General features: G+C 44.7%; 25 protein-coding genes and 1 pseudogene. 12 read left to right on the forward strand and 14 right to left on the reverse strand.

From position 1 onward, the window contains the following. Positions 1–504: 504 nt before the first annotated feature. From rocF to Q0V21_RS23925, 3 genes are all read right to left on the reverse strand, one after another. Positions 505–1,473, reverse strand: a complete 969-nt coding sequence (gene rocF, locus Q0V21_RS23915; protein ID WP_301880914.1) for an arginase — start codon at positions 1,471–1,473, stop codon at positions 505–507. Between the two features lie 51 nt (positions 1,474–1,524). Then, positions 1,525–2,718, reverse strand: coding sequence for an ornithine--oxo-acid transaminase (locus Q0V21_RS23920; RefSeq protein WP_301880915.1), 1,194 nt, complete (start codon positions 2,716–2,718; stop codon positions 1,525–1,527). Positions 2,719–2,827: 109 nt separating this feature from the next. After that, entirely contained in the window at positions 2,828–3,073 is a 246-nt protein-coding gene (locus tag Q0V21_RS23925; RefSeq protein WP_079345065.1) for a hypothetical protein, read from the reverse strand. Positions 3,074–3,273: 200 nt separating this feature from the next. Between Q0V21_RS23925 and Q0V21_RS23930 the strand changes: the two genes are divergently transcribed. Then, the gene (locus tag Q0V21_RS23930; RefSeq protein ID WP_079345067.1) at positions 3,274–3,918 is read left to right on the forward strand and encodes a GntR family transcriptional regulator; all 645 of its coding nucleotides are present in this window, start codon (positions 3,274–3,276) and stop codon (positions 3,916–3,918) included. Positions 3,919–4,090: 172 nt separating this feature from the next. Here Q0V21_RS23930 and Q0V21_RS23935 read toward each other — a convergent pair whose 3' ends face one another. Next, positions 4,091–4,831: a class I SAM-dependent methyltransferase gene (locus Q0V21_RS23935; protein WP_301880916.1), complete on the reverse strand. Its 741-nt coding sequence runs from the start codon at positions 4,829–4,831 to the stop codon at positions 4,091–4,093. A 164-nt stretch (positions 4,832–4,995) separates the two neighbouring features. On the opposite strand from Q0V21_RS23935, the gene Q0V21_RS23940 reads away from it, so the two are divergent. Beyond that, positions 4,996–5,352, forward strand: coding sequence for a hypothetical protein (locus tag Q0V21_RS23940; protein ID WP_079345071.1), 357 nt, complete (start codon positions 4,996–4,998; stop codon positions 5,350–5,352). A 308-nt stretch (positions 5,353–5,660) separates the two neighbouring features. Beyond that, positions 5,661–6,869, forward strand: a complete 1,209-nt coding sequence (locus tag Q0V21_RS23945) for an MFS transporter (protein ID WP_301880917.1) — start codon at positions 5,661–5,663, stop codon at positions 6,867–6,869. A gap of 172 nt (positions 6,870–7,041) precedes the next feature. Here Q0V21_RS23945 and Q0V21_RS23950 read toward each other — a convergent pair whose 3' ends face one another. The 4 genes from Q0V21_RS23950 to Q0V21_RS23965 form a co-directional block, all read right to left on the reverse strand. Then, the gene (locus Q0V21_RS23950) at positions 7,042–7,269 is read right to left on the reverse strand and encodes a cold-shock protein (protein WP_024633773.1); all 228 of its coding nucleotides are present in this window, start codon (positions 7,267–7,269) and stop codon (positions 7,042–7,044) included. Between the two features lie 197 nt (positions 7,270–7,466). After that, the gene (locus Q0V21_RS23955; RefSeq protein ID WP_024633772.1) at positions 7,467–7,667 is read right to left on the reverse strand and encodes a cold-shock protein; all 201 of its coding nucleotides are present in this window, start codon (positions 7,665–7,667) and stop codon (positions 7,467–7,469) included. 388 nt (positions 7,668–8,055) lie between these two features. After that, on the reverse strand, positions 8,056–8,292 hold the full coding sequence (locus tag Q0V21_RS23960) for a DUF6953 family protein (RefSeq protein WP_024633771.1): 237 nt from the start codon (positions 8,290–8,292) through the stop codon (positions 8,056–8,058). Between the two features lie 142 nt (positions 8,293–8,434). Next, positions 8,435–9,220 carry a CPBP family intramembrane glutamic endopeptidase gene (locus tag Q0V21_RS23965; protein WP_079345075.1) on the reverse strand — a complete coding sequence of 262 codons (786 nt, stop codon included), beginning with the start codon at positions 9,218–9,220 and terminating at the stop codon, positions 8,435–8,437. A 298-nt stretch (positions 9,221–9,518) separates the two neighbouring features. On the opposite strand from Q0V21_RS23965, the gene Q0V21_RS23970 reads away from it, so the two are divergent. Beyond that, positions 9,519–10,190 carry a phosphatase PAP2 family protein gene (locus Q0V21_RS23970; protein WP_079345077.1) on the forward strand — a complete coding sequence of 224 codons (672 nt, stop codon included), beginning with the start codon at positions 9,519–9,521 and terminating at the stop codon, positions 10,188–10,190. Between the two features lie 144 nt (positions 10,191–10,334). Here Q0V21_RS23970 and Q0V21_RS23975 read toward each other — a convergent pair whose 3' ends face one another. Next, the gene (locus Q0V21_RS23975; RefSeq protein ID WP_301880922.1) at positions 10,335–11,114 is read right to left on the reverse strand and encodes a helix-turn-helix domain-containing protein; all 780 of its coding nucleotides are present in this window, start codon (positions 11,112–11,114) and stop codon (positions 10,335–10,337) included. Between the two features lie 112 nt (positions 11,115–11,226). On the opposite strand from Q0V21_RS23975, the gene pyk reads away from it, so the two are divergent. Further along, positions 11,227–12,642, forward strand: coding sequence for a pyruvate kinase (gene pyk, locus Q0V21_RS23980; RefSeq protein WP_285080808.1), 1,416 nt, complete (start codon positions 11,227–11,229; stop codon positions 12,640–12,642). A gap of 125 nt (positions 12,643–12,767) precedes the next feature. On the opposite strand, the pseudogene Q0V21_RS23985 reads toward pyk, so the two are convergent. Next, a pseudogene (locus Q0V21_RS23985) lies at positions 12,768–13,216 on the reverse strand (SRPBCC family protein). A gap of 334 nt (positions 13,217–13,550) precedes the next feature. Between Q0V21_RS23985 and Q0V21_RS23990 the strand changes: the two are divergent. The 6 genes from Q0V21_RS23990 to Q0V21_RS24015 all read left to right on the forward strand — a co-directional run bounded on the left by Q0V21_RS23990 (position 13,551) and on the right by Q0V21_RS24015 (position 17,653). After that, on the forward strand, positions 13,551–14,288 hold the full coding sequence (locus Q0V21_RS23990) for a WecB/TagA/CpsF family glycosyltransferase (protein WP_301880923.1): 738 nt from the start codon (positions 13,551–13,553) through the stop codon (positions 14,286–14,288). A 24-nt stretch (positions 14,289–14,312) separates the two neighbouring features. Beyond that, the gene (locus Q0V21_RS23995) at positions 14,313–14,855 is read left to right on the forward strand and encodes an AAA family ATPase (RefSeq protein WP_285080812.1); all 543 of its coding nucleotides are present in this window, start codon (positions 14,313–14,315) and stop codon (positions 14,853–14,855) included. Further along, entirely contained in the window at positions 14,855–15,664 is an 810-nt protein-coding gene (locus tag Q0V21_RS24000; protein WP_079345087.1) for a helix-turn-helix domain-containing protein, read from the forward strand. Before Q0V21_RS23995 ends, Q0V21_RS24000 begins: the two co-directional genes overlap by 1 nt. Before the next feature lie 123 nt (positions 15,665–15,787). Next, the gene (locus Q0V21_RS24005) at positions 15,788–16,144 is read left to right on the forward strand and encodes a DUF1304 domain-containing protein (protein ID WP_301880924.1); all 357 of its coding nucleotides are present in this window, start codon (positions 15,788–15,790) and stop codon (positions 16,142–16,144) included. Positions 16,145–16,262: 118 nt separating this feature from the next. Then, a complete protein-coding gene (locus Q0V21_RS24010) occupies positions 16,263–17,063 on the forward strand; it encodes a DUF4261 domain-containing protein (protein WP_079345091.1) in 801 nt (266 codons plus the stop codon). Between the two features lie 230 nt (positions 17,064–17,293). Then, positions 17,294–17,653, forward strand: coding sequence for an STAS/SEC14 domain-containing protein (locus tag Q0V21_RS24015; RefSeq protein ID WP_079345093.1), 360 nt, complete (start codon positions 17,294–17,296; stop codon positions 17,651–17,653). 146 nt (positions 17,654–17,799) lie between these two features. Here the strand turns inward: Q0V21_RS24015 and Q0V21_RS24020 are convergent, their stop codons facing one another. Both Q0V21_RS24020 and Q0V21_RS24025 read right to left on the reverse strand, forming a co-directional pair. Further along, a complete protein-coding gene (locus Q0V21_RS24020) occupies positions 17,800–18,294 on the reverse strand; it encodes a GNAT family N-acetyltransferase (protein WP_301880926.1) in 495 nt (164 codons plus the stop codon). Beyond that, positions 18,291–18,791 (reverse strand): hypothetical protein, encoded by a 501-nt coding sequence (locus Q0V21_RS24025; RefSeq protein WP_301880927.1) that lies wholly within the window; start codon positions 18,789–18,791, stop codon positions 18,291–18,293. The genes Q0V21_RS24020 and Q0V21_RS24025 overlap by 4 nt, the downstream gene beginning before the upstream one ends. A gap of 279 nt (positions 18,792–19,070) precedes the next feature. Between Q0V21_RS24025 and Q0V21_RS24030 the strand changes: the two genes are divergently transcribed. Further along, positions 19,071–21,050: a methyl-accepting chemotaxis protein gene (locus Q0V21_RS24030; RefSeq protein ID WP_301880928.1), complete on the forward strand. Its 1,980-nt coding sequence runs from the start codon at positions 19,071–19,073 to the stop codon at positions 21,048–21,050. 146 nt (positions 21,051–21,196) lie between these two features. Here Q0V21_RS24030 and Q0V21_RS24035 read toward each other — a convergent pair whose 3' ends face one another. Beyond that, a complete protein-coding gene (locus Q0V21_RS24035; protein WP_024633757.1) occupies positions 21,197–22,207 on the reverse strand; it encodes a LacI family DNA-binding transcriptional regulator in 1,011 nt (336 codons plus the stop codon). Between the two features lie 209 nt (positions 22,208–22,416). Beyond that, a complete protein-coding gene (gene iolB, locus Q0V21_RS24040; RefSeq protein WP_301880930.1) occupies positions 22,417–23,226 on the reverse strand; it encodes a 5-deoxy-glucuronate isomerase in 810 nt (269 codons plus the stop codon). Between the last annotated feature and the right edge of the window lie 77 nt (positions 23,227–23,303).

The following is a 23,303-nucleotide window of genomic DNA, read 5'->3' on the forward strand; positions in this document are numbered from 1 at the left end:
AACTTTTATATCTTATCACATCCGAACCAACTTTGCAAGCTCTTTTTTTAAGTTTCTTTCGAAACTTATTTTTCATTCGCTTGCCGCACCGTGTTTCTTGTGTTTTCTTGGCCGGAATTAGAATATACCATGTACAGATTCGGAACGCAAGCTTTAATTTCAAAAAAGATTTGAATCTCATTTTCGATAGATAACCCATAACTCTTTCTTCTATATATAGAGGCTCATCGTATAAATACCCAACGCTCCTCATGGGAATAGAAAGTCGCACCTAACCAATAGCCAAACATTACTCTATAAAGCCAACTACACCTTCATCTGTTCAATAAATCAGAAGCGCACCTAATAACAATAGCCAGGGAAGTCACCATACCTATCCTCAATCAGATGAAGATTGGTTGGACGAAACTGACCCTGGCTCTTATATATCCTCAACTTGAATATGATTGAACCTTACCTTCTATATATGCATGAATCCATCCTCACACGTAGTAGCTATCGTCCCTATAAGATCCGTTTACCCAGCATTGAAGCAATCAACTCTACTCCGAGGCGGGCCGTATGTCTGTTCTGATCAAACAGCGGGTTAACCTCCACCAGATCCATGGACGTGACTCGTTTAATGGAAGCAAGCAGTTCCAGTGCAAAATGTGCTTCACGGTAATTTAACCCTCCTGGTACCGGAGTACCCACACCCGGAGCCTCACGCGGATCAAGACAATCCATATCAAAGCTAATATGAATACCATCCGTCCCTTCCCCGACTACAGCGAGCGCTTGTTCAACAACCTGTTGTATCCCTATCCGGTCAATATCGTGCATCGTAAAACTTTTAATGCCAAGGGCCCGAATCTGTTCCTTTTCATATACATCCAGATCACGCAAGCCAATATAGACCAAATTGGAAGGATCAACGAACGGCCCCGCACCCGGAATATGAGACAAGTTAAATGCAGAATGCCCCAAAGCCGCAGCTACACTCATCCCGTGCATATTACCAGATAAACTACGCTCTTCTGTGTTCAAATCTGCATGGGCATCAAACCAGATCACACCCAGTTTGGAATAATGTGCTGACAACCCGGCGAGAGAACCTATGGCCACACTGTGATCCCCACCCAGAACAAGTGGAAAAGCACCTCCTGCTATCGCACCAGACACTTCATCGCATACTCTCTCGCTCACCTGGATTACCTCAGATAAATATTTCACACGGTTGCGTTCAATGGGAGTAACCGACTCTGAGGGACAATCTACACGGATCTCTTTTGATACATTCAACCCAAGGCTTGCAATTTCACGTTTCAATCCTGCTGTAATTAGTTCATCCGGACCTAACTCAGCACCGCCTCGTGCCCCACCTAATCCAAAAGGAACCTTTATGATGGCAACGTCATGATGACGCAAAAGTAATTGACTTGTTTCATTAGAAGCATTCAGCGTTCCTGCAGATTCCATATCATTGTTTCCCATGTAGGTCAGCTCCTTCGCCGCTTATATGAAGTAATGAAAGAAAGGTTTGATTCAGTCACCCAGCACCTGAGCAATTCGTTCCAGTGCCCAGTCGATCTCAGCCTCCGTGATGGTTAGTGGTGGCGCAAAGCGGATCGTTGTCTCATGGGTTTCTTTACAGAGCAGTCCAACAGACATTAATTTCTCACAATATGGACGTGCAGGTACATGCAGATCAACACCGATGAACAACCCTCTACCTCGAATCTCACGCACAGCCGAACTACGAATTCCCTTAAGCTGTTTCATAAAATAGTTTCCAAGAAGCTCTGATCGCTCTGCAAGCTTCTCATCTTCCAGAACTTCCAGCGCTGCGACAGCCACGGCACAAGCGAGTGGGTTACCCCCAAATGTGGAGCCATGAGAACCCGGTTCAAATAAATCCAGTATTTCTGCATTAGCAGCAATAGCTGAGATGGGCATTACTCCCCCGCCCAGTGCCTTCCCCATAATCCAGATATCCGGCTCAATCCCCTCCCGATCAGAGGCAAAACGGCGTCCGGTTCTTCCGAATCCAGTCTGAATCTCATCCGCCACGGTTAGCACCTGATGGTGTTTGCATAACGTAAAGGCTTCAGCAAGATATCCTGCAGGCGGAATGACAATGCCAGCTTCCCCCTGAATGGGTTCCACAAGAAAAGCAGCCGTGAATGGTGTGATCGCCAGCTTCAGCGCTTCAATGTCGCCGTAAGGAATGATCTTAAATCCGGGTGTAAACGGTCCAAAGTCTTTTTTATACTCTTCTGAAGATGAGAAAGAGGTGACGGTCAGTGTTCTTCCATGAAAGTTCCCTGAGCACACGATGATTTCAGCTTGGTTTTCCGGTACACCTTTGCAGCGATATGCCCATCTTCGTACTGCTTTCACGGCTGTTTCGACCGCTTCAGCACCCGTGTTCATGGCCAGAATTTTGGGTTTACCCGTAAATTGCGAGAGCTTCTGATAAAAAAGTGATGCCGCACTGCTGTGAAATGCCCGTGATGTTAATGTTACCCGATCCGCCTGATCCTTCAGGGCCTGAATGATTGCTGGATGTCTGTGCCCATGATTCAATGCCGAATATGCACTTAACATATCCATATAACGGCGACCTTCCGGGTCTTCGACCCATACTCCCTCCGCCTGCTCAATGACGATAGGGAGCGGATGATAATTAGGTGCAGCGTAACGTTCCGACCAATCCATTAACATTTTTGAATCTGACATATACTCCCAGCACCTCTCTTTGATTATATTGTATACAAAATACAATATCAATGTATGCTTCGCCACGACCATTTACGACTCCTGCTTACTTTTTCCGCTATTGCCTAATTTAATAGTCCTTATTCTCGTTAACGGGATATTGAAAGCCTGTGTTCCAGCCCAGGTAAGCAGGTTGGCCCAATGTAAATGTGATTAAAAAATAGAGGGCAGCAGCAGCAAGGAGCGGGGCAAGCGGTTGAAAGGTAATCCCTTGAACGGCTCTGGCTGTATAGATAATCTCAGCAATTCCGATCATGGAAGCAAGTGAGGAATCTTTAATGATAATAATGAATTCATTGCTTATAGCCGGAAGCATGTTACGAAAGGTCTCGTTTTCCATAAAAAGTAATTTGTGCAACATGGAGATAACACTATTTTAGATCATTAAGTTTGCTTGCCCAACTCCCCCCTCGGTGTTAAGATGATAAAAACTTGAAACTCCCGAACGGCGCACCATTACAGGGCTTACACCCTCACACATTCAATCATCACTATATAAAGAAGGGGGGATTCGGTATGGAGGCACCCAAATACCGGTCCTTGAAAGATCACGTTTACGATTACATTGCGCAGAAAATTCAGGATGGGACATTGCTCCCCAATCAGAAGATTAATGAAGCGGAGATTTGCAAAAAGCTCGACATAAGCCGCACGCCTACCCGGGAAGCCTTATTCCAGCTCGCTTCTGACAATCTTCTGCAATATATCCCACGCAGGGGATTTATCGTTACTCCTTTTGATGCTGGCAAAAAACTCGAGTTCTCCCAGGCCATTGGAGCGCTTGAGGCACTTGCTGCTACGCTTGCAGCAGACCACCTCAAACCGTCAGAGCTTCTGGAGATGGAAGCCCTTGTTGCACGAATGGATGAAGATATTACCCAGCTTGATCTGGCTGCATACAGTAAGAATCAATATCAATTCCATAACCTGTACATCCAGCGCTGCGGCAACGCGACTGTCATCGAGATGTTAAACACCTTAAAAAACAGCTTTATTCGTCAGTCGTATGTTAGCGACAACAAGCCGAGGTTATCTGGTGTGCTTAATGAAGTAAATGAAGAACATCGCCAAATCTTAAGCGCTTTTCGAGCCAAGGATAAACCACAACTGGAAGCCCTGCTGAAGCACCACTGGCGCATTATCGACAACGATATGTTGTAATGGGTTGACCCAGGTCTTGAGTGAACGTACCTCCACACTCATTGGATAAATTTAGAGTCCGAGAACAAAAAAAGCAATCCACTTTGGAGTGGGTTGCTTTTTTAGATGCAGATTTGGCACCAACCAACTTTGCTAATCCATCATGGAGTACTCTCTCCGCTAACAGACGATCCTACCCTTTCTGTTTACTTCCGTTATCCATTGGTGTCTTTGCTTCAAAAACCGCATAACCCAGCCTTTTGCCATATCTCGCAAGCAAACGATCATTCGTGCGACCCATACGCTGCACATGCTCATCCTCAAACAAGCTCATATCCATCTCCCGATGAGGATCATGATCCACGCCCCACTTTCCCATCGAACGAGATTGTTCCTTGACCAAGACTTCAGTGAATCCACTCTGTCTGAGACGTTTCTTCCATGTGGTCATGGTTGCCAATGTCCTGATTCCATAAAATTGTTTCAGCCTACGACTCATTACCTCAGTTTTCCTTCCGGATAACACCATCTCCCGGTCAATAAAGAGACCACCTGGTTTCAATACTCTCTTATATTCCGCAAGGGTACTCCGCCACTGAGTGAAAATGGTGACCGATTCTACAAATACCACATCAAAATAATGATCCGGAAAAGGCAATGATTTCACATCCGCCTGAATAAAACGAATATCCAAGCGCTCCCGCCTTGCGCGACGCACCGCTTTCTCCAACATCTGCCGATTAAGATCAACGGCTGTTACCCGATAACCGTTTCGTGCCAAATAACAAGCCGTCCTCCCTGTACCACATCCCACCTCAAGCACCTTGCTATGCGCAGGCAGAGACAGCATATCCAACAGCTGCATCGTTGCTGTAAACCCTCCTGGATGGGCACTCCCTTCTCCAAGCCGGGCCAGCAAATCATGATAATCCATGACATCCCCTCCCTTTTCACTCCCTCCAGTGTATGAAAAGAACTAAAAAACGGCTCCTCCCCATCTAATATCCGGGTACTCGTCCATACCAATCGGTCTTCTTTTTACTATGATATACAAACCGTTGATTTCAAGCGGCAACCGCACTAATGAGGAGGATTTACATGTACAGAATTAATCCAGTATGTGAAGAGACGGTTTCTCCGCACGTTGGCCGTTCCGTTTGTCTCGTTATGAAAGACGGTAAGCATATGTATGGTACGCTTAGCCAATGTCGTGATGGCAAAATCTATTTGGACGGATGCTTCGAGGGACCACGGCTGTGTTCAGTCAAATCCAAAGAGCAGCTTGTAAAAAGCAGCAAAAAAAACGCAGTTGCAACAAAGAAAGTTAAATCTTCAGCCTATGGTCCTTATGGCTATGGAAGATACGGTGGGGGTTACGGAGGTTACGGCTATGGAGCAGGGATTGACCTCGCTCTGGTAGCAACACTGTTTCTGCTACCGTTCCTGTTCATCTAAGCTTTTCGCCCGGTTTACGATTTTGTCAGAAATGAATGTACCAAAGACCAAAGAACCTTCTCGCTTTAAGGCGATTAGGTTCTTTTTTTTAAAAGTAAATCTAATCGGCGTAGGGGCTATTCGTATATTTTATCAATAAATTAATTTGATATTTAACATTGAAATGTTAATTTTATTCCATATAATTGTAAAAAAAGAAATATATTGACGAGTTTTAGGTGTTATGAGATATTTCAGGAAACATGAACAGAATCATAATATGCAGGTGTGTAATACATAACTAAAAAAATTTTTATTGGGAGGAAGCTATGATTGAAAGCAAAAAATTTGTATCAGGAATAGCTATTATTACTGCGATTTGTCTTCTTGGAAATGCAATGCTTTATGTTGTACTACCGATATATTGGAGAGACTTTGGACTTAGCAGTTTATGGGAAGCAGGTGTTTTACTTTCAATAAACAGGCTCTTAAGGCTTCCCCTAAATCCATTAGTTAACTGGTTTTATAATCGCTTTGACAAAAAAACAGGGGTTATTGTCGCAATAATACTAGCGTTTATTTCTACACTGTCTTACGGATTTTTAAAGGGATTTATTTGGCTGTTAATTATGAGATGTGTCTGGGGAGCTGCTTGGACTTTATTGCGGATTGGCGGTTTGTTAACCGTCGTAGAGTTGTCGACCGATAAAAACCGGGGTGAATTGATGGGGACATATAATAGTCTATGGGGGCTTGGCCATTTAGGCGGAGCTTTGCTAGGCGGATTATTGACCGAGTTAGTCGGTCTCAAATTTGTCACGATAACATTCGGGATAATAGCTCTTCTTTGCATACCGCTCGCTTACCATATCATTCCACATGGAATATCCCGACCGATTAAAAAGGAAATACCTACTAAATTGATTCATCTGCTTTTCGAGAAAAAAAACAGGCCTTTGTTTCTCAGTGGCTTTCTTATACATATGATTTACTTCGGGATTATTGCATTCACCCTTAGCAGGATTATTGAGTTCCATATACCACATAATATAAGTGTATTAGGGTTACTTATAGGCGCAGCGTCTATATCTGGTATCATTCAAGCCCTGAAGTCGGGTTGGGAACCTTTTGTATCCCCAAAAGTAGGTAAATTAACAGACACAAAAGGAATTAGAAGTCCTTTATTAGCGATGGCATTGATTTCAACCGCTTTTACCTTGGTACTTATATCAATTCCTTCCACTATTTTTTTAGCCATCCTCATACTTCTGGTTATGCAATTCATGTCAACCATAGCCACCACTTTATGTGACACATTAGCAGCAGACAAGACGGCTAAAGAAAACCAGAATAAAACCGAAATTATGACGGGTTATACGATTGTGACTGATCTCGGGGTTGCAATAGGACCTTTATTGGCTTCTCTTTTTGAACAGAGCCTCACACCTCTATATGTCGGAACAGCAGTTCTACTTATCGGTTTAGGGATAAGTGTCTTAAAATCCACCTCAACAGAAGCTACCGATCCGTCTCGATAAAATCATGTTATTTTCCTGGATACCATCCACTCCACCACTAAGTGTACGCGCATATAAAAAAGGCATTCGCCAAAACGAATGCCGGGAACTTCATATTTAATACCCTTACCTTTGTACAAGATGTCAGGTTGAACTTAAAAAAAAACACCTCGTTAGAGGCGGGTAAGCTATGTTAAATCCGATTTCCTTTAGGCATCGTTTTCAGATTGCTATTCGAATTTTCAAGCAATGGCAGCATCCTGGTCGTGCTAACCATCTCAGAAGCACATATCGGACAAGTAGGCACGCTATCAAACGCAAAATTGTCCCGCATCCATCCTTTGCACGTATCACTCGTACATTCCCAGATTGCCGCATCCGCTTGTGGAATCTCTTCCAACGGTTTTTTGCGATTATACATGACTTCTACCCCCTTTGTTATGGAAAAACATCTAATCCGACGTTATTTCACAGAAGCCACTACTTAGCGGAAGTTTCGTCCCGTACGGACTTCTGTCTCGACAACTATTGGGCCGACTTTCATTATAACTACATAACTGCTCATAAAAAAGAAGCTGCCTTTACCATTATAACATGTTAAAGGCAGCTATGCTTTAATTACAGTTTTACAACTTCTTCTGCTTGAGGACCACGGTTTCCTTGTACAATTTTAAATTGCACGCGTTGACCTTCGTCCAGCGTTTTGAAGCCTTCGCCTGTAATAGCGCTGAAGTGTACGAATACATCTTCTCCGCCTTCAACTTCGATGAAACCGAAGCCTTTATCAGCGTTGAACCATTTTACTGTTCCGTTTTGCATGTGAATTACACCTCCAAATAAAGATTAACATGTTCCTTTGTTCTTTGCAGCAAGCAAATAAAAATTCACACATTGAAAAAGGTACCAGTCATAACCTATAAGTGATCGCCCTTTACAATATGTGAATTAGGTTTTCCACTCTCTACAACTTGTTTTTATTATAACTCCGTTTCCACCAAAAAGCAAATCTTTGTATTTTCTTTTCAAACAGCTTTGGAAATACATGTTATTCGCACGCGCTGGAACAGGGTTTGTCGCTTGCCCTACGCTCATTGCGGTCTTATGAAAGGATATGCAGATCCGAAACAACTTATACATTTTCTTTAAAATATTTTGACATGCATATCCAATACAGCCATGAAACATGAACGAATCACAGGATAACACACTAGGTCCATGCCCACATAAAGGCATCACGATCCCATGCAATCTGCCCACCATGTAGCTTGCGGAACGCTTTCTTCACTTCTTTTGATAAAGAGGCATTTCCATTCTCATTCACAAATACAAATTCTTCTCCAAAATTGGACTTTACATATTGAATTGCAGCTTCCTGATGAAGCGTACCGGTAAACTTAATCTCCTGCACCATCCATTCAGCCACTGCCTGTGCTGTCTTTTCCACAATATCACCTATTTATCTATCCATTGTACGGATACGGGCTTCCGATTATGAACAAGCCTGTCATACCGCCAGACTGAAGTATACCACGGATCCCAGGGCTGGCGGTAATCAGAGTTATGCAGCAGATGATGCCAGGCCCTTTTTAATGAACCACCGAACTCCCCGATGTATTACTCTCTGAAGAAGAGGACTTCGTTCGAACGCTAAATGTTAACCATACGCAATAAGCAACCAACACAACCAATATGAAGAGATCATAGGAAAGTGTTCCGCTATCTTGCCGGTCATTGCCTAGAAATTGAATCAAATTATGTATGAAATGAAACAGGATAAGCGGTACGATATTACCGTTTTTCAACATTAACAGTGCGAGCGCTGCTCCAAGCAGTAATGCATAGATCAGCTGCAGAATGGTATCTGCCATACTCTGGCCGGATAATGCATTCATGATATGAGTGATGGAAAATAAAACACTTGAAGTGACAACTGCCGCAATCGCACTCTTACGAAGTAATGTTTTGAAAATAAGTCCACGATAAATAGTTTCCTCTACAAAGGCGACAAGCAAGGTGAAAAAGATAAAAAACGCGACCTTGGACAGGGTTAATTCCGTAAATCCTTTCAACGCAAGTGTACCCAGTACAAGGAGTAGCGGAATATAATACTTTGCATGACTGGCCGGAATGGTCCTTAAAGAGCGAAATCCGGTGTCTCCCCACTTGCGTCGCAAAGTGAGATAAATAACGAGCACGAAAGCAATGGGAGTAAACGACATCAGTACTGGTGATGTATAGTCCAGCTGCTTCAAGGTTGCAATCGCTCCTGCTGTGAAAACCGCCAGTAAAAGGAGCAGTTCAATGATCACTACCGTCAGCACAGGTCTACGCACGGAAAAGGATTTGTTTTGCCTGGATTGCGAGTTTTTCATAGATTGTACCCGCCTCGTTTCGTTTTTATTGGTTGTCATATGAACTCATAGCGCAAGTTAGTTGTATCATATCTATTGTATAATCGGGTAGCCTTTTCTGGATAAAACTATAAAAGTAACAAAAAAGAGAATTCCTCTTACAGCTTTTACCTTACAATCAGGTATGGCTCAAGTACTAATCTGTCCATTATAGTAGTAATGGAATGAATCGTTGCAGGGGTACGTCACATTTGCAACGTCATATATATGGAGCGTAAGATGCACGCTGCGAAAAGAAGAACGAAATCAGGGGGATACTATGAAGGCTTTATTTATGCGCTGGGGACATTTGCTGGCAATTTTATGTATACCGCTTCAAGGCTCCATTTATGTTTTGTTGGGCAGCAACACCGGAAGTGATGTCTTCTACAACTATGCCTGGATTGATACACAGATTCCTTTTATCAAAGAATTTATTTATCCCTATGTCAGTTGGATGCCGATTCTGTATCTTGGATTTCTCTATTTGGGTCTGACGAACAAATCGCTATTCTGGCGTGTGCTAATAACCTATAACGTAGGAGTGATCGCAGCCAACGTCGTTTTTGCGGTCTTCCCTACTTACGTACCACGACCGGAAGTTATCGGAACAGGTCTGAGCAGTGCACTTGTAAAATTTATTTATACCAATGATGCTCCATTCAACTGTTTTCCGAGCATCCACTGTCTCACAAGTTATCTGCTCTTCATTATCATTAATCGTCACTTGAACTTCAAACCACTGGCGCGAATCTCCTGGTCGGTATGGTTGTGGCTAATTATTGCTTCGACGGTATTTGTGAAACAGCATTCACTGCTGGATGTTGCAGGTGGAATTCTCTTTGCGGAAGCAGCGTACTGGGCTGTGCATGTATTTGCGGTTCGCACAGGTTTGGCAAGCAAAAAAACAAAGCAGCCGCTCACGGCTACAAATACAAGCAGCAACGCTTAGTATACGATTTGTATTGCAAAGGCAGGAGTCATTCAACTGTCATGAAACCAAAAAGAGGGCCTCGGCCCTCTTTTTTTTTGCGTGAATTATGTTGATGCTTATAATGGAAGAACTTTTCAAGTAGCGACCGTGGCCCCCTGTCTTTCATATGATGGGTGGCCGTTCATGGAGCAAATCAGATGGAGGGCTTCCCATTAAACGCTTGAATATTCGGTAAAAATAAGACAGATCACGGTAACCGAGAAATTCTGCAATTTCCTGAATGGAGAGCTGTGACTCGGTAAGCAAATATACGGCTCTTTTCATCCGTTGATCATGAACATATTGGCTGATCGTCTGATTCGTCATGCTTTTAAATAACCCGGCTGCGTAATTCGGGGTTTTACCAATCTCGTCCCCCAGCTCTTCTTTCGTAACTTTCTCCCGGTAATGCCGCTCAATGTACCGCTTCATCCGCTCCGCATGAACATGCCTCTCCGGTGGAATAACCCCGCGGTCCAGTTCCCTGTTTATATAAATAAGCACTTCCATCAATAAGGCTTGGCTCATCATGACATAATAAGACGGACGCTCCTGCCATTGTTGTTGGATGGCTTTCATGCGTTCATGAATCAGTTCATAACATCCGGGCTTATGTCGCAAGGCCTCCCTCCGTTCCAGCGCGGGCAAACCTTGTGCATGATCCCCCTGTAATTGAACAACAATTTGCGTATGGGTTACGGTTGGAATGCTTTTGCCGTAATACGGAATGCCAGCGGGAATGAGCAATAGCTCACCCTTCTCCATGATCTGCTTTTCTCCGTTCACCCAATATACACATTTCCCATAAGTAACCAAGCTTAACCGCCAAGTCGCCTGTGACTGCACCGCTTCTTCGTACCAACCGACACCATTAATGTGTCGTACTTCTAATGGAGTGACCATAACACACCTCATTATTGGACTATATTCTAATCATTGTACTATAGTTCATACCCTGATTCGACAGAAAACGCTACAATACACATATAAGCAAACATATGAGGAGGAAAATAGCATGTTGAAAACAAAAATTATTTGTACTATGGGACCTGCTTGTGACTCAATCGAATTGTTAAAAGTAATGATTCAGGAAGGGATGACTGTTGCCCGTCTGAACATGGCTCACGGTGAGCTGGAAGATCACGTTGCACGGATTAACAATATCCGCAAAGCGGCTTCCGAATTGAATACGTACGTACCGATCATGATGGATATCAAAGGACCGGAAGTTCGTATTGGCAAACTGAAAGAAGCATCCTGTCATCTTCAAGCGGGTAAAGAGCTTATCCTCACTACCGAAGAAATTCTTGGTGACGCTGAGCGTATCTCGGTAAACTATCCGGAATTGAACCTCGTTGTAAAACCTGGAGATCGCATTCTCATCGATGATGGTTTGGTGGATCTGACTGTACTGTCCGTGGAAGGTTCGGATATTCACTGTAAAATCATCAGCGGCGGCATTCTGAAACCACGCAAAGGGGTTAACTTGCCAGGAATTAAAACGACTTTGCCAGGTGTAACGGAACGTGACGTTATGCACATCGGATTCGGGATCGAAAACGATATCGAAATTATCGCAGCTTCCTTTGTTCGTAAAGGCGATGACATTCGTGAAATTCGCAGCATTCTGAAAGAACGCGGTGTAGAACACGTACAAATCATCTCCAAAATCGAAAACCAGGAAGGTATGACCAACCTGAACGATATCATTGAAGCATCTGACGGTATCATGGTAGCACGTGGAGATCTCGGGGTCGAAGTACCGATCGAAGACGTACCGATGATGCAAAAAGAAATGATTGATAAATGTAACCGTGCGGGTAAACCGGTAATCGTAGCCACACACATGCTGGAATCCATGCAAGTAAATCCGCGTCCAACCCGGTCCGAAGTTAGTGACGTAGCTAACGCTGTCCTTCAAGGTGCAGACGTCGTTATGTTGTCCGGTGAATCCGCAGCTGGTAAATATCCGGTACAATCCGTACGCACGATGGCTGCAGTTGCCCGCCGTGCTGAAACGATGATTGATTATAAAGAACAATTCAACCAGAAGTCTGCTCAACAAGTAGCTGATATTACCGAAGTTATCAGTCAGGGAGCGGTTAGCTCTTCCCTCGTCCTGAATGCCAAAGCGATCATCACTTCTACCGAGAGTGGATTTACCGCTCGTATGATCTCCAAATATCGTCCAAAAGCACCGATCATCGCGGTAACACAGCATCAAGAAGTACTGGCGAAAATCTGCCTGCTTTCCGGTGTCATTCCGGTTATGGGCGACAAAGTAACAACAACCGATGAAATGTTCGAGTCCGCTACACGTAATGCCATCAAAACCGGTTATATTGAAAAAGGGGACATCATCGTATTGTCCGCTGGTGTACCGATTGGTCAATCCGGTAACACCAACTTGATCAAAGTTCAACAAGTATAATTCAACGGATACAAATACTTGTATAGTTCTAAATACAAAAATCCACCGAGAGCAGAAATGCGTCTCGGTGGATTTTTTGGTTCCAGAGTGCCATACCCAATTGTAATGTACCCGATGCCTAACCCTTACCAGCCAAAATTCAGCGTTTTACCCGTCTCTACCCATGTCTTAATACTGCTCAATATCATCCACCAGCTACTCTGTGCGTTCGCAAAGGATGGATGGTTGTCCGTAAATTGATCATTGATCAATGTTAACTTCGTACATTCCCCAACCGTTTCCAGTTGGAACACTACTCTGGATTGAAGATCCGCGTGATTGGCGTGGTAGGAAGGTCCGGGATGTTCAAGGTAGCTTAGTACGGATAAAGGTTCGAACTCCAGAATATCCCCGTACACATGCACCGTCTCTGCACCGTCATTTCCAGGCCCTACATAGGCAAATGGCTGACCCGGTTGAAAATTGGAACGAAGTTCACTCCAAAAAAGCTGCTCCGTGTACCGTCCGGCGAGATCAGAGCATTCCACACATCTTCCTGTCCGGCATTAATATAGAACTCATATTTCAATTCCATGAACTCACTCCCTTTATGTGTTAATTATTGAAGATACAAATGACATTTGCTTGCAACACTATCCTACGTTATACCCCAAACCATGTATTGTAAAAACGCGACATCAGCAAAAATAAAAGATAAAGAAAACCAAATTCGACATTCACACCGTCCAATTTATGTACTGCAACCACAAGGAGAGACTAGGGAAGGTTTTCTTGTGCAATTGCCCTATCCTGAAATCCAACCAATATAGTGCTTTGTTAGGAGATCAGATATACTAAGCTGGAATGAAATAACAGGAAATGTATACAAGTTACGAACGGAAAGTTAGCATCCAGAAAGGAACGGAGATATGAACCAAACAACAAATATTATGGGAATCCCTTTTCCCAATCTAACTATGGATCAGACGGTTACAATTCTTGGTGATGTAGTCGATCAGAGACCATCCGAACTGTTCCATGTCATTACAGGAAATCCGGAAATCGTCATGTCTTGTCAGAAAGATCAGGCACTTCGTTCTGTCGTGGATCAGGCAGGCATTGTTACCGCTGACGGTGCGGGCATTGTGATGGTATCCCGCATTCGGGGCGGACAATTGGCCGAACGTGTAACGGGTTGTGATCTGCTTTTTCGTTTATTGGAGGAAGGAAGCCAGAAGAATTGGTCCTTTTATATGCTTGGGGCAGAAGAAAGTGTCAGTAAGCGGGCTGTGGAGGCTATAGCGCAAAACTATCCAGGAGTCGTTGTTCGTGGTAGGCAGCATGGATTTTTCACAACGGACGAGGAGAAAAGCATTGTAAAAGAGATTCACGAGGCACAACCTGATTTTCTTATCGTGGCCCTAGGAGCACCCAATGCTGAACACTGGATCAACAAATATCGCCATCAACTAAATGCTCGTGTAGCCATCGGAGTTGGTGGAAGCCTGGATATCCTCGCCGGCAAAACCAAACGTGCACCTGCGATATGGCAGAAGCTTAACTTGGAATGGCTTTATCGACTGCTCAGCCAGCCTTCCAGATGGCGCAGACAACTCATTTTGCCACGTTTCGCTGTTCGGGCACTGCTGTTCAGGGAGCAAAGGTAAATAACAAAGGAGACTGGTTAAGGAATGATCGGAGATAAATCCATGATCAAACTCAGGCCAAACAAAATACATATTATCGGCTCAGTCGGCAGTGGTAAATCTACACTGGCTCGCCATTTATCCGCAAGTCTAGACCTTCCTTATCATGAGCTTGATAATATGGTCTGGCACCGTGTACCTCAAGGACAAGATATTCGCAATAGCCCGGAGACACGGGACACCCTCTTGCAAAAAGCAGTGCATTCCAATCAGTGGATTATCGAAGGAGTACACTATAAATGGGTGGCAAGAAGCTTCGAGCAGGCTGATCTTATCGTCTATTTGAATACACCCGTGTGGAAAAGGAATGTACGCATTCTCAAACGTTTCACAGTACAGAAGCTTGGACTGGAACAAGGAAATTACCGACAGACTTTCACCATGCTTTGGCGGATGTATAAATGGAGCTATCAGCATGACCGCAAGGAAAAAGCGCTAATCATGACGTTTTTGCAGCCTCACCAATATAAATTGTGCATTGTTCGCGACGAAGCAGAATTAATGAGATACCTGGAGGAATTGACCTAATGAAACGTGCGGATCATATTGCCAGACCCAGCATGGGTCTTCTGAACCTGGATGAAGGTGACAAAAGTTATCGACTGACACGCTACGCGACTTCTGATGCGCTGAGTTCATTGGTGAAGCATTTCTGGATCGTCTCCTGGGATCTTACCGGGCATGATCCTTATCCTCAGCAAGTGGTTCCAAATCCCTGTGTCAATCTGGTGGTAGAGCGGGGAAATACCTTTTTCTTCGGTCCATCTGGTCAGAAATTCTCTTATCTCGTCCGTGGAAAAGGAAGTGTGTTTGGGGTGAAGTTTAAACCGGGCGGCTTCTATCCATTCATTCGCACTCCCGTTTCCACACTGTATGGAACCCCCCTTGATGTCTCTGGTGTGCTTGATGTGGATGCTCCAGAGCTCGAACAATGTCTGCTCGGGGACGGAAGTGATGCGGACAAAGTCAGTTATATGGATCAGCTTCTCTGTAAACACCTCCCTCCTCCTGATGATCAAGCCGTGCTGGTCAGCCAGATTGTACTGCAGATTGAGCAACAACGGGATATGTTGAGAGTCGATGATTTATCTGCCTCCTGGAATGTGCACACAAGAAAGCTCCAGCGCCTGTTCAATCAGTATGTAGGCATTAGCCCCAAAATGGTGATCAAGCTCTACCGCCTGCAAAATGCTGCCGAGCTGATGGAGCGGGGTGTGGATTGTGATCTGGTTAAGCTGTCCCAAGACCTTGGATATCATGATCAGTCGCACTTTATTAAAGATTTCAAGTCCATTATCGGCAGCACACCTGAGGATTACGTCCATTCCAGAAAATGATTTATTACTGTTTAGCACAATTAATTTGTGTAAAATTAAATTTCCACTATCCGTTCAGATTACAAACATTTATACTGAGTAAGACTAGTAAACAAATGACATATAGGAAGCAAGGTGTTTCGTTTGATTAGTATTATTTTTGTTGCTCTTGTAGCCATCGAACATTTGTACATCATGGTAATGGAGATGTTTCTGTGGACTCGTCCACGCACAATGAAAACGTTCGGCCTTACCCCTGAACTAGCGGAATCTACCAAATCCTTGGCAGCCAATCAAGGTCTTTACAATGGATTTTTAGCCGCAGGCTTGATCTGGGGACTCGTTTATCCGGATGGAACCGTCGGACAGCACATCCAGATCTTCTTCCTGGCATGTGTCATCATCGCCGCCATATACGGAGCCGTGACCGCTACGCGATCCATCATCATCAAACAAGGGCTACCTGCGATTATTGCAATGCTTCTGGTTCTTTTCCTCTGATCCTCTGCTGACCATACCATGCTGGGATTCATTACAAGCTCCAATGTGGTAAGGTAAGGATATATAGGCATTGGATTATGCCTGATCACTGTGATTGGCTTGGAAAGGAGAACGTTGCATGGGACTGTTTGACAAGCTTCGGCGTCGCAAAAAGGAACATGTGCCCGCAGGCGGACCAGTAAATACTGCGCCCTATAGCGAAACCATCGTTGGATTTGTTTTGCTGGAGCACGAAGAATGTAATTTCGATCACTTCATTAACACGATGAAAAGCGAGTGGAATATTGAGATTGATGAGCGTCCGGAGGAAGGCAACCTTTTTTTCGAAGTGGATGGAATGCAAGTGGTGTGCGCATATATCAACGCTCCTATTCCTGACCGCGAAGTAGAGGAAAATGCCAAATTAAATGTGTTGTGGCGGGAAGCGGTACAAGTCACTTCACGACATCAATCCCAGATTATTGTCTCTGTTCTGAATGCAACCGACGCAATTCAGGCACATATTCTGTTCACCCAAACGGCGAACGCCTTACTTCAGCTTGATCACGCGCTGGCTATATATATGGCACCACTTGTGGTGGAAGCAGGTCAGTACGTGGAAATCAGTCGTGGACTTAAGGAGCATGAGCTGCCCGTCTCCCTCTGGATTTTCATCGGATTATTTCAGAGCCCTGAAGGTGCATCGGCCTATACTTATGGGTTACGCAACTTTGGGAAAGAGGAGATGGAAATCACTCAATCCGCAAAACCGTTAAGTGAAGTATTTGAAATGATGTACATGACAGCGACTTATGTTGTTGAAAACGATGTAACCCTGCATAGCGGCGAGACGCTTGGCTTCTCTGCAGAACAAAAGCTGCCCATCCACCGTTCGGAAGGAATAGCTACAGAAGGCAGCAGCTTGAAGATTGGTTTTTAAACATCGTTAAAAGCCGTCCAGATCTCTTGTGACTGGGCGGCTTTCTTATGCTTGATGTCCGTTTATAACTCATCAACACACGGTTCCCTGAAATTGTAACTGCTAGGAGTACATAGTTCATAAGTATTAGAATATATTGAATTTTGTTTTCATATCTGCAAATTCCGGGTATAATTAATAGGCCAATAGACTTATACACTACATAATATATATCGCAAAGGAGTTGCCAAATGTCTGTAAAACGATTGGATTCATCTAAACCTATTATTGAAATAGTTTGGGAAGGGATGGTCTCTCCTGAACAGGTGGAAGAAACAAATAACGAGATAAAAAAAATAGCAGATCAATTGGGTAACTCGTTTGATCTGCTGGTGGACATGCGCAATATGAAGGCATTTCCTCAGGATACAAAAGAGAAAATGGTGGAGCACCAGAAACTGCTGGCACAGTGGGGCATGAAGCGTGCGAGTGTAGCAGTAGGCGGGGCGATTGCCAAAATGCAACTGAACCGGATTTCCAAAGAATCGCAGCATCAGACCGAATTCCAGTGGGAAACGATTGATGAAGCTTTGGCATTTTTATTGAACTAATTAAAAAGGGCTGTTATGTGAGCACAAAGGAACTATGGTGCGAGGAACATGAAGTCATATCTTAAGGCGCTTCCCAGATAATGAGGGAACGCCTTTTTGTATTTTTAAACTCTTCATATGAATACTTCATCATGTTTGCGAAAAGGTCATGGATTCATCGCACATACCATCGTTACAGACGTGCCACTCATGCCTTGTTCGACGAATCCGAAACGCCGATAAAGCCGAATGGCTTCATTATCCGGGTCAACACTGAGCGAAACGGCGTCAATTCCCCGCTTCCGAGCCTCTTCTAATGCTGCCTGAATAAGACGGGTGCCTATTCCTTTACCACGCGCAGTCTCAATCACAGCCATTCCCATCTCGGGTGTAGCCGCATTTACATAACCGTACCCCGCATTCTGCTCCGTAAAAAATCGCAACGTCACCGAGCCCATACGCTTTCCCTGAGAATCCAAGGCGATAAAGCCGAAATCCCCCTCTCTCCCCCAGCCTTCAACGTACTTGGACATGCCGGGGCTATGTATGATCTCAGGTTTAAAAGGCTCTTCGCCCTCCCGCTTGAACATCGATGCATACAACATCTCCCATAGAAAAGGGATATCCTGCTCCTCAATGGGACGCAATTGATACTCTGTCATTCCTTCCCCTCCTTCAAATTGGTAAAGAGGCGTTCCATTTCATTCAGATTAAATTCATTGGTAATTTCATAATTTTCAAGCTTGTCTCTCGTTTTGTATCCGCTATAGATAGAGACAGCATGTTCGTTATAAAACGTAATTCCAAAGTTTTCAGTAAATCGATCTTCTTTCTTAGTCAGAAGCTGCCAGTCATAGTAATATGGGGATCGCTCGGTGATATCTATTTCCTTTACTCTTCTTAATTCGATATCCTTCGCAAGCTTCAACATATTTCTAATCTCTTGGGGATCTTTAATAGTCATTTCTTCTTCATTGTATGGATCGGTGGTCGGTATTTTTTTAATAACTAGAATCTCCAGTGTATCCAGCATACTCATATGATCCGTGACCTCTGCACGAAAAGTGGTGTACTGCCTCGACATGTACATCGGTATCGCAATAGCTGCAATCACAATGACAATGACTGCACCAAGAATGGTTATGGTTCTTTTTTTCATTGAAATCCCCTCTCGTTGTTGGGTATATCAGGAAATTAGCAATTGCATTTCAAGTATACCATCTCATCATCCAAATATTGTTCTTCACCATTAAAATAATCCATTAAATACATGCATTTTATATAGAAAATACCTCTTTATAACCAGTCATTTTAAATTTTATGAGATGCTAACTAAAGTGATAAATATCGATATTATGATTTTGAAAAAAATGTCGATATACTACATAAGCTTTCAGCTTTGCCTATACTGGCAGGGGACATCAAAGGGGGAGATTGGATGAAACTTAAACCGAAATTAATGATGATGTTTCTGGCTGCTGTACTGATTACAGCGATTCCACTGGCAACACTAGGCTTATACCAAACAGAGAAACAAGCCACTCGCAATGTCGATTCCAAATTAACTGGATTAATGTCCTCGGCGGCCAACCAATTGGATGGATGGATCAGCAGCAATGCCAAAGTTGTGGAAACACTGGAGTTTGTAATTCAGGAAGCGATTCCGGCTGGACAACTGAACGAAGATTATTTTGATATCATGAAGCTGGGCAGTAACAAAGAAAGTCTGTCGGATCTTTACTATGGCTCAGAACAAGACGGTCATTTTATGAATGGCTCGGACTGGACACCTGATGCGGGGTATGATCCACGTGAGCGTCCCTGGTACCAACAAGCGAAGCAGGCCGATCAACTGGTTTTCTCGGATCCCTATCTGGATATGATGTCGAAGCAATACGCGGTGTCCATGACGATGCCGGTCCTGAATAAAGACGAACAGCTACAAGGTGTCGTGGCAGGAGATTTACTGCTCTCTACCCTTACGGATACGGTGGGAAAAATTAATCTGGACGGGCTGGGATATACATTTCTAATCGATAAAACGGGGATGCTTCTGGCTCACCCTGACGATAAACTGGTAAGTACCTCTGCCTCTGAAAATGCGGAATTAAAACCACTGCTGGCCGACATGCAGGCGTCCACCTCAGGGGAGAAGAAGTTTAACTACAATGGTGAAAATTATCTGTTGTACTTTAACCAAGTCCCCAGCACAGGCTGGGTGGTAGGCTCAGTCATTTCTGAAAAATTAGCTTATTCCGAATACTATGAATTACGAAACATCTACATTCTGATTATCGCTGTTACCCTAATCGTAGTTATGGCGGCAGCATACTGGATTGCATCACTATTCATCAAACCGCTAAAAACCTTGGGCGCAACCTCCCAACGGATGTCGGATGGTGACTTTACGGGTCGGGTACAGATCAGAGGTAAAGATGAGTTTGCGGAGTTAGGTACAGCATTCAATCAGATGTCCGCTCAACTCAGTCTGCTGCTGGAGCAGGTCACCTCCTCTGCTAACCGGGTGCAAAGCATCTCGGGTGAGATGGAAGAGCATACCGACAATACCAAACGCATTGCCGAGCAGATCTCCATCGCCACAGATGAGCTCGCTCAAGGGTCCAGCAAACAGGCGGAATCGGTCTATGACGGTTCAAGTCGATTGTCAGAGATGAGTAATAGTGTTGGCGGTATTAACCGCAGTGTGGAGCAATCGGTAACGATGATGCGAGAAGCAGGGGAAGCCATGCTTGCCGGAATGCAAGCTGTGGATCATCAGGTGGAACTTGCGGACGGCAATCGGAGTTCCATTGACCGCGTAGGTGAGTCGATCACGCTTTTGGCGGAGAAGTCGCAGAAAATCGAGGACATTGTCGGCATGATTCGGGGCATCGCTTCCCAGACTAATCTGCTCGCCCTGAATGCTTCTATTGAAGCGGCCAGAGCGGGTGAACATGGACGCGGATTCGCCGTCGTAGCCGAAGAAGTACGGAAACTGGCTGAGCAGTCTTCCGACTCGGCACAGGATATCATTGTTCTGCTGGATGAGATTCAGGCGGCAAGTCGTCAAAGCGTGAGTGAAGTTACTTCGGCTGAACAAGGTATTGAGCAGCAGGTAGCTGCTGTTCATGAGATGCGCGAGTCGTTTACCCGTATCAAACAATCCATTGACGGCATCGACAGCCAACTCCAGCTGGTATCCTCTGCTACAACCGAGCTGGATGACAGCTCTGGCAGGATTGCCGAAGTAATTTCCAGTGTTGCAGCCATGTCGGAGCAGAGCGCAGCTTCCACGGAAGAGGTTGCTTCTTCTACGCAGGAACAGTTCAATTACATTACAAGTATCTCGGAACGTTCCAATGAGCTGGCTCAGCATGCCAATGCACTGTATGAGGAAGTGAAGAAGTTCAAGATCTAACTCAAACAAGCCGTGTTCACCCACAGAGGTGAGCGGCTTGTTTTTTATGACGCATATGTTTGTTTTATGGTCAGTTGTATGCTTATTTTTTGTAGTGTTTTTTCCTGAAAGTCGAAGGAATTCCTATTACGATCCTGTTGTTCTCATCATTGATCTGATGCATTCCCTGTCGAGTCTCTAACGACCAATTCAGGCTTCAGGACAATTTTCTGTGGTGATTTACCTTCATCTTTTAGCTCATCAATTAATAAATCAACGGCACGATGCCCCAGATCCTCAATAGGTTGGGCAACCGTCGTCAGAGGTGGACTGGTTACTGAAGCCAGAATCGTATTATCAAATCCGATGATTGATACATCTTCAGGCACACGCAGACCTAGCTCTTTGGCAGCCTGAAGCGCACCAATTGCCTGCATGTCGTTGCAGCAGAAAATGCCTGTGGCTCTATTCTTTTCCGTGAGCAGCACGAGCGCCTCTTTTTTGGCTGAACCCAAATCGGCAGAAGACTCTCTCACCTGATCGGCTTCAAGAGAATGACCCGCCTTCTCCAATACTTCACGAAATCCGCGTACGCGTTCCTGACTGCTGCTGACTTTGAACGGTTCGGACAGCACCGCTACGTGAGTATGACCCAATTCAAGCAGATGCTGCGCTGCCAAAGCACCGCCAAGCCTATCATCGATGGCAACGGTATGCACCGATAACGACGGCATATGACGGGCAATCAGAGCAACAGGTATGGACTGTTGCAGAAGCGGGGACAGAATTTCGGCGTTATCAATACCCGTTCCGATCATCATGCCGTCGACCCTTTTTTGCTGAAGCAGATTCAGATACCGCTCTACCCGCTCGTCCTTATTGTCTGTGCTGCAAATCACGACGCTATAACCCAACTGCCGACTGCGATCCTCTACCGCTCTGGCCAGCTCGGCAAAATACGGATTGGAGATATCGGGCACGAGCAGTCCGAGCGTGTATGTCTGCTTACCTGTAAGTGCCGCGGCGATCGCGCTCGGCTGATAGTGAAGGCGCTCCATGATCTCCATAATCTCGGTGCGCCGCTTCTCGCTAATTTTCCCTTTGCCGTTAATAACCTGTGAGACGGTTGCAATGGATACACCCGCCTCGCGTGCTATATCATATATCGTTGCTTTCATTGTTATTTCCCCATTTGTGCTATATATAAATTTTCTTATATATAGGTAATCGTTTTCTTCTCATTATGCAGGGGGAAGTCCGCATACGCAACTTGAAGCCAAAGCAAATTATGAACCAAGCCTGGATTACTTCCTGGATAACGAATAATGGAATCGGATAGTCTGGCTCACTTGAAGGATAAAATATAGGAGTATGCCATCCACCTGCATTACTTTTTATTCATTAGCCAATCATGGTCCGGGTCGTTGTGAAACTTCCAGGTCCGGGTTGGTCCTGCCATCACATTCAGATAGTAGACCTCGTATCCCGGAGGAGCACCTACCGGATGGTATCCACACGGGACAAGCACAACTTCCCCGTTTTTCACTGCAAGCGTCTCATCCACAGCGCGATCATCTGTGTAGATACGTTGAATGGCAAACCCCTGCTCTGGCTGTACTCGGAAATAATACGTCTCTTCCAGCAAGGATTCATCAGGTAGGGCGTCCCGATCATGTTTATGCGGAGGATAGCTCGACCAATGTCCATCTGGCGTGAACACCTCAACGACGAGCAGGCTGTCTGCTTCTTTTTGTTCAGGCAAAATGTTGTGAATCTGTCGTTCCAGGTTTCCATAACCACGTGTCTCAACACCTACATCTTCGGGAGCAATCAGACGAGCTGGATACGTGCCTTTACCTGGTGCCGCACATATCGCAATCTCCAATGCGGTACGAGCTGTTAACTCCACTCGATCTGAACTGGATACGTAAATCGAATACGGAGGAATTTTCTCGAAGACGCTCATTCTTTTGCCGATATTCTCCCACGTGTATTCACGAGTACTTACATTCGCCAAGCCGCTGAGAAGCACAATACAGAGTTCCTGATCCCCGCTCTCACGAGTTATAGTCTGTCCTTCCACAAGCTGTACGACCTGAAACCCAACATATTCCCAGCCCGCAGACTCTGGTGTGACCGTCAATAACGTTCCGTCTGCTTTCGGATTCAACACAGGTTTTACTACACGTTCTGACATGCTTTCTTTCACTCCTTCCGGTATTTATCCTTAATTTTTATGGCTGTCTATTAGATGAAATGCCTTGTTATGAAAAT

The organism is Paenibacillus sp. 11B (genome assembly GCF_030487755.1).
Classification (GTDB): domain Bacteria; phylum Bacillota; class Bacilli; order Paenibacillales; family Paenibacillaceae; genus Paenibacillus; species Paenibacillus vandeheii.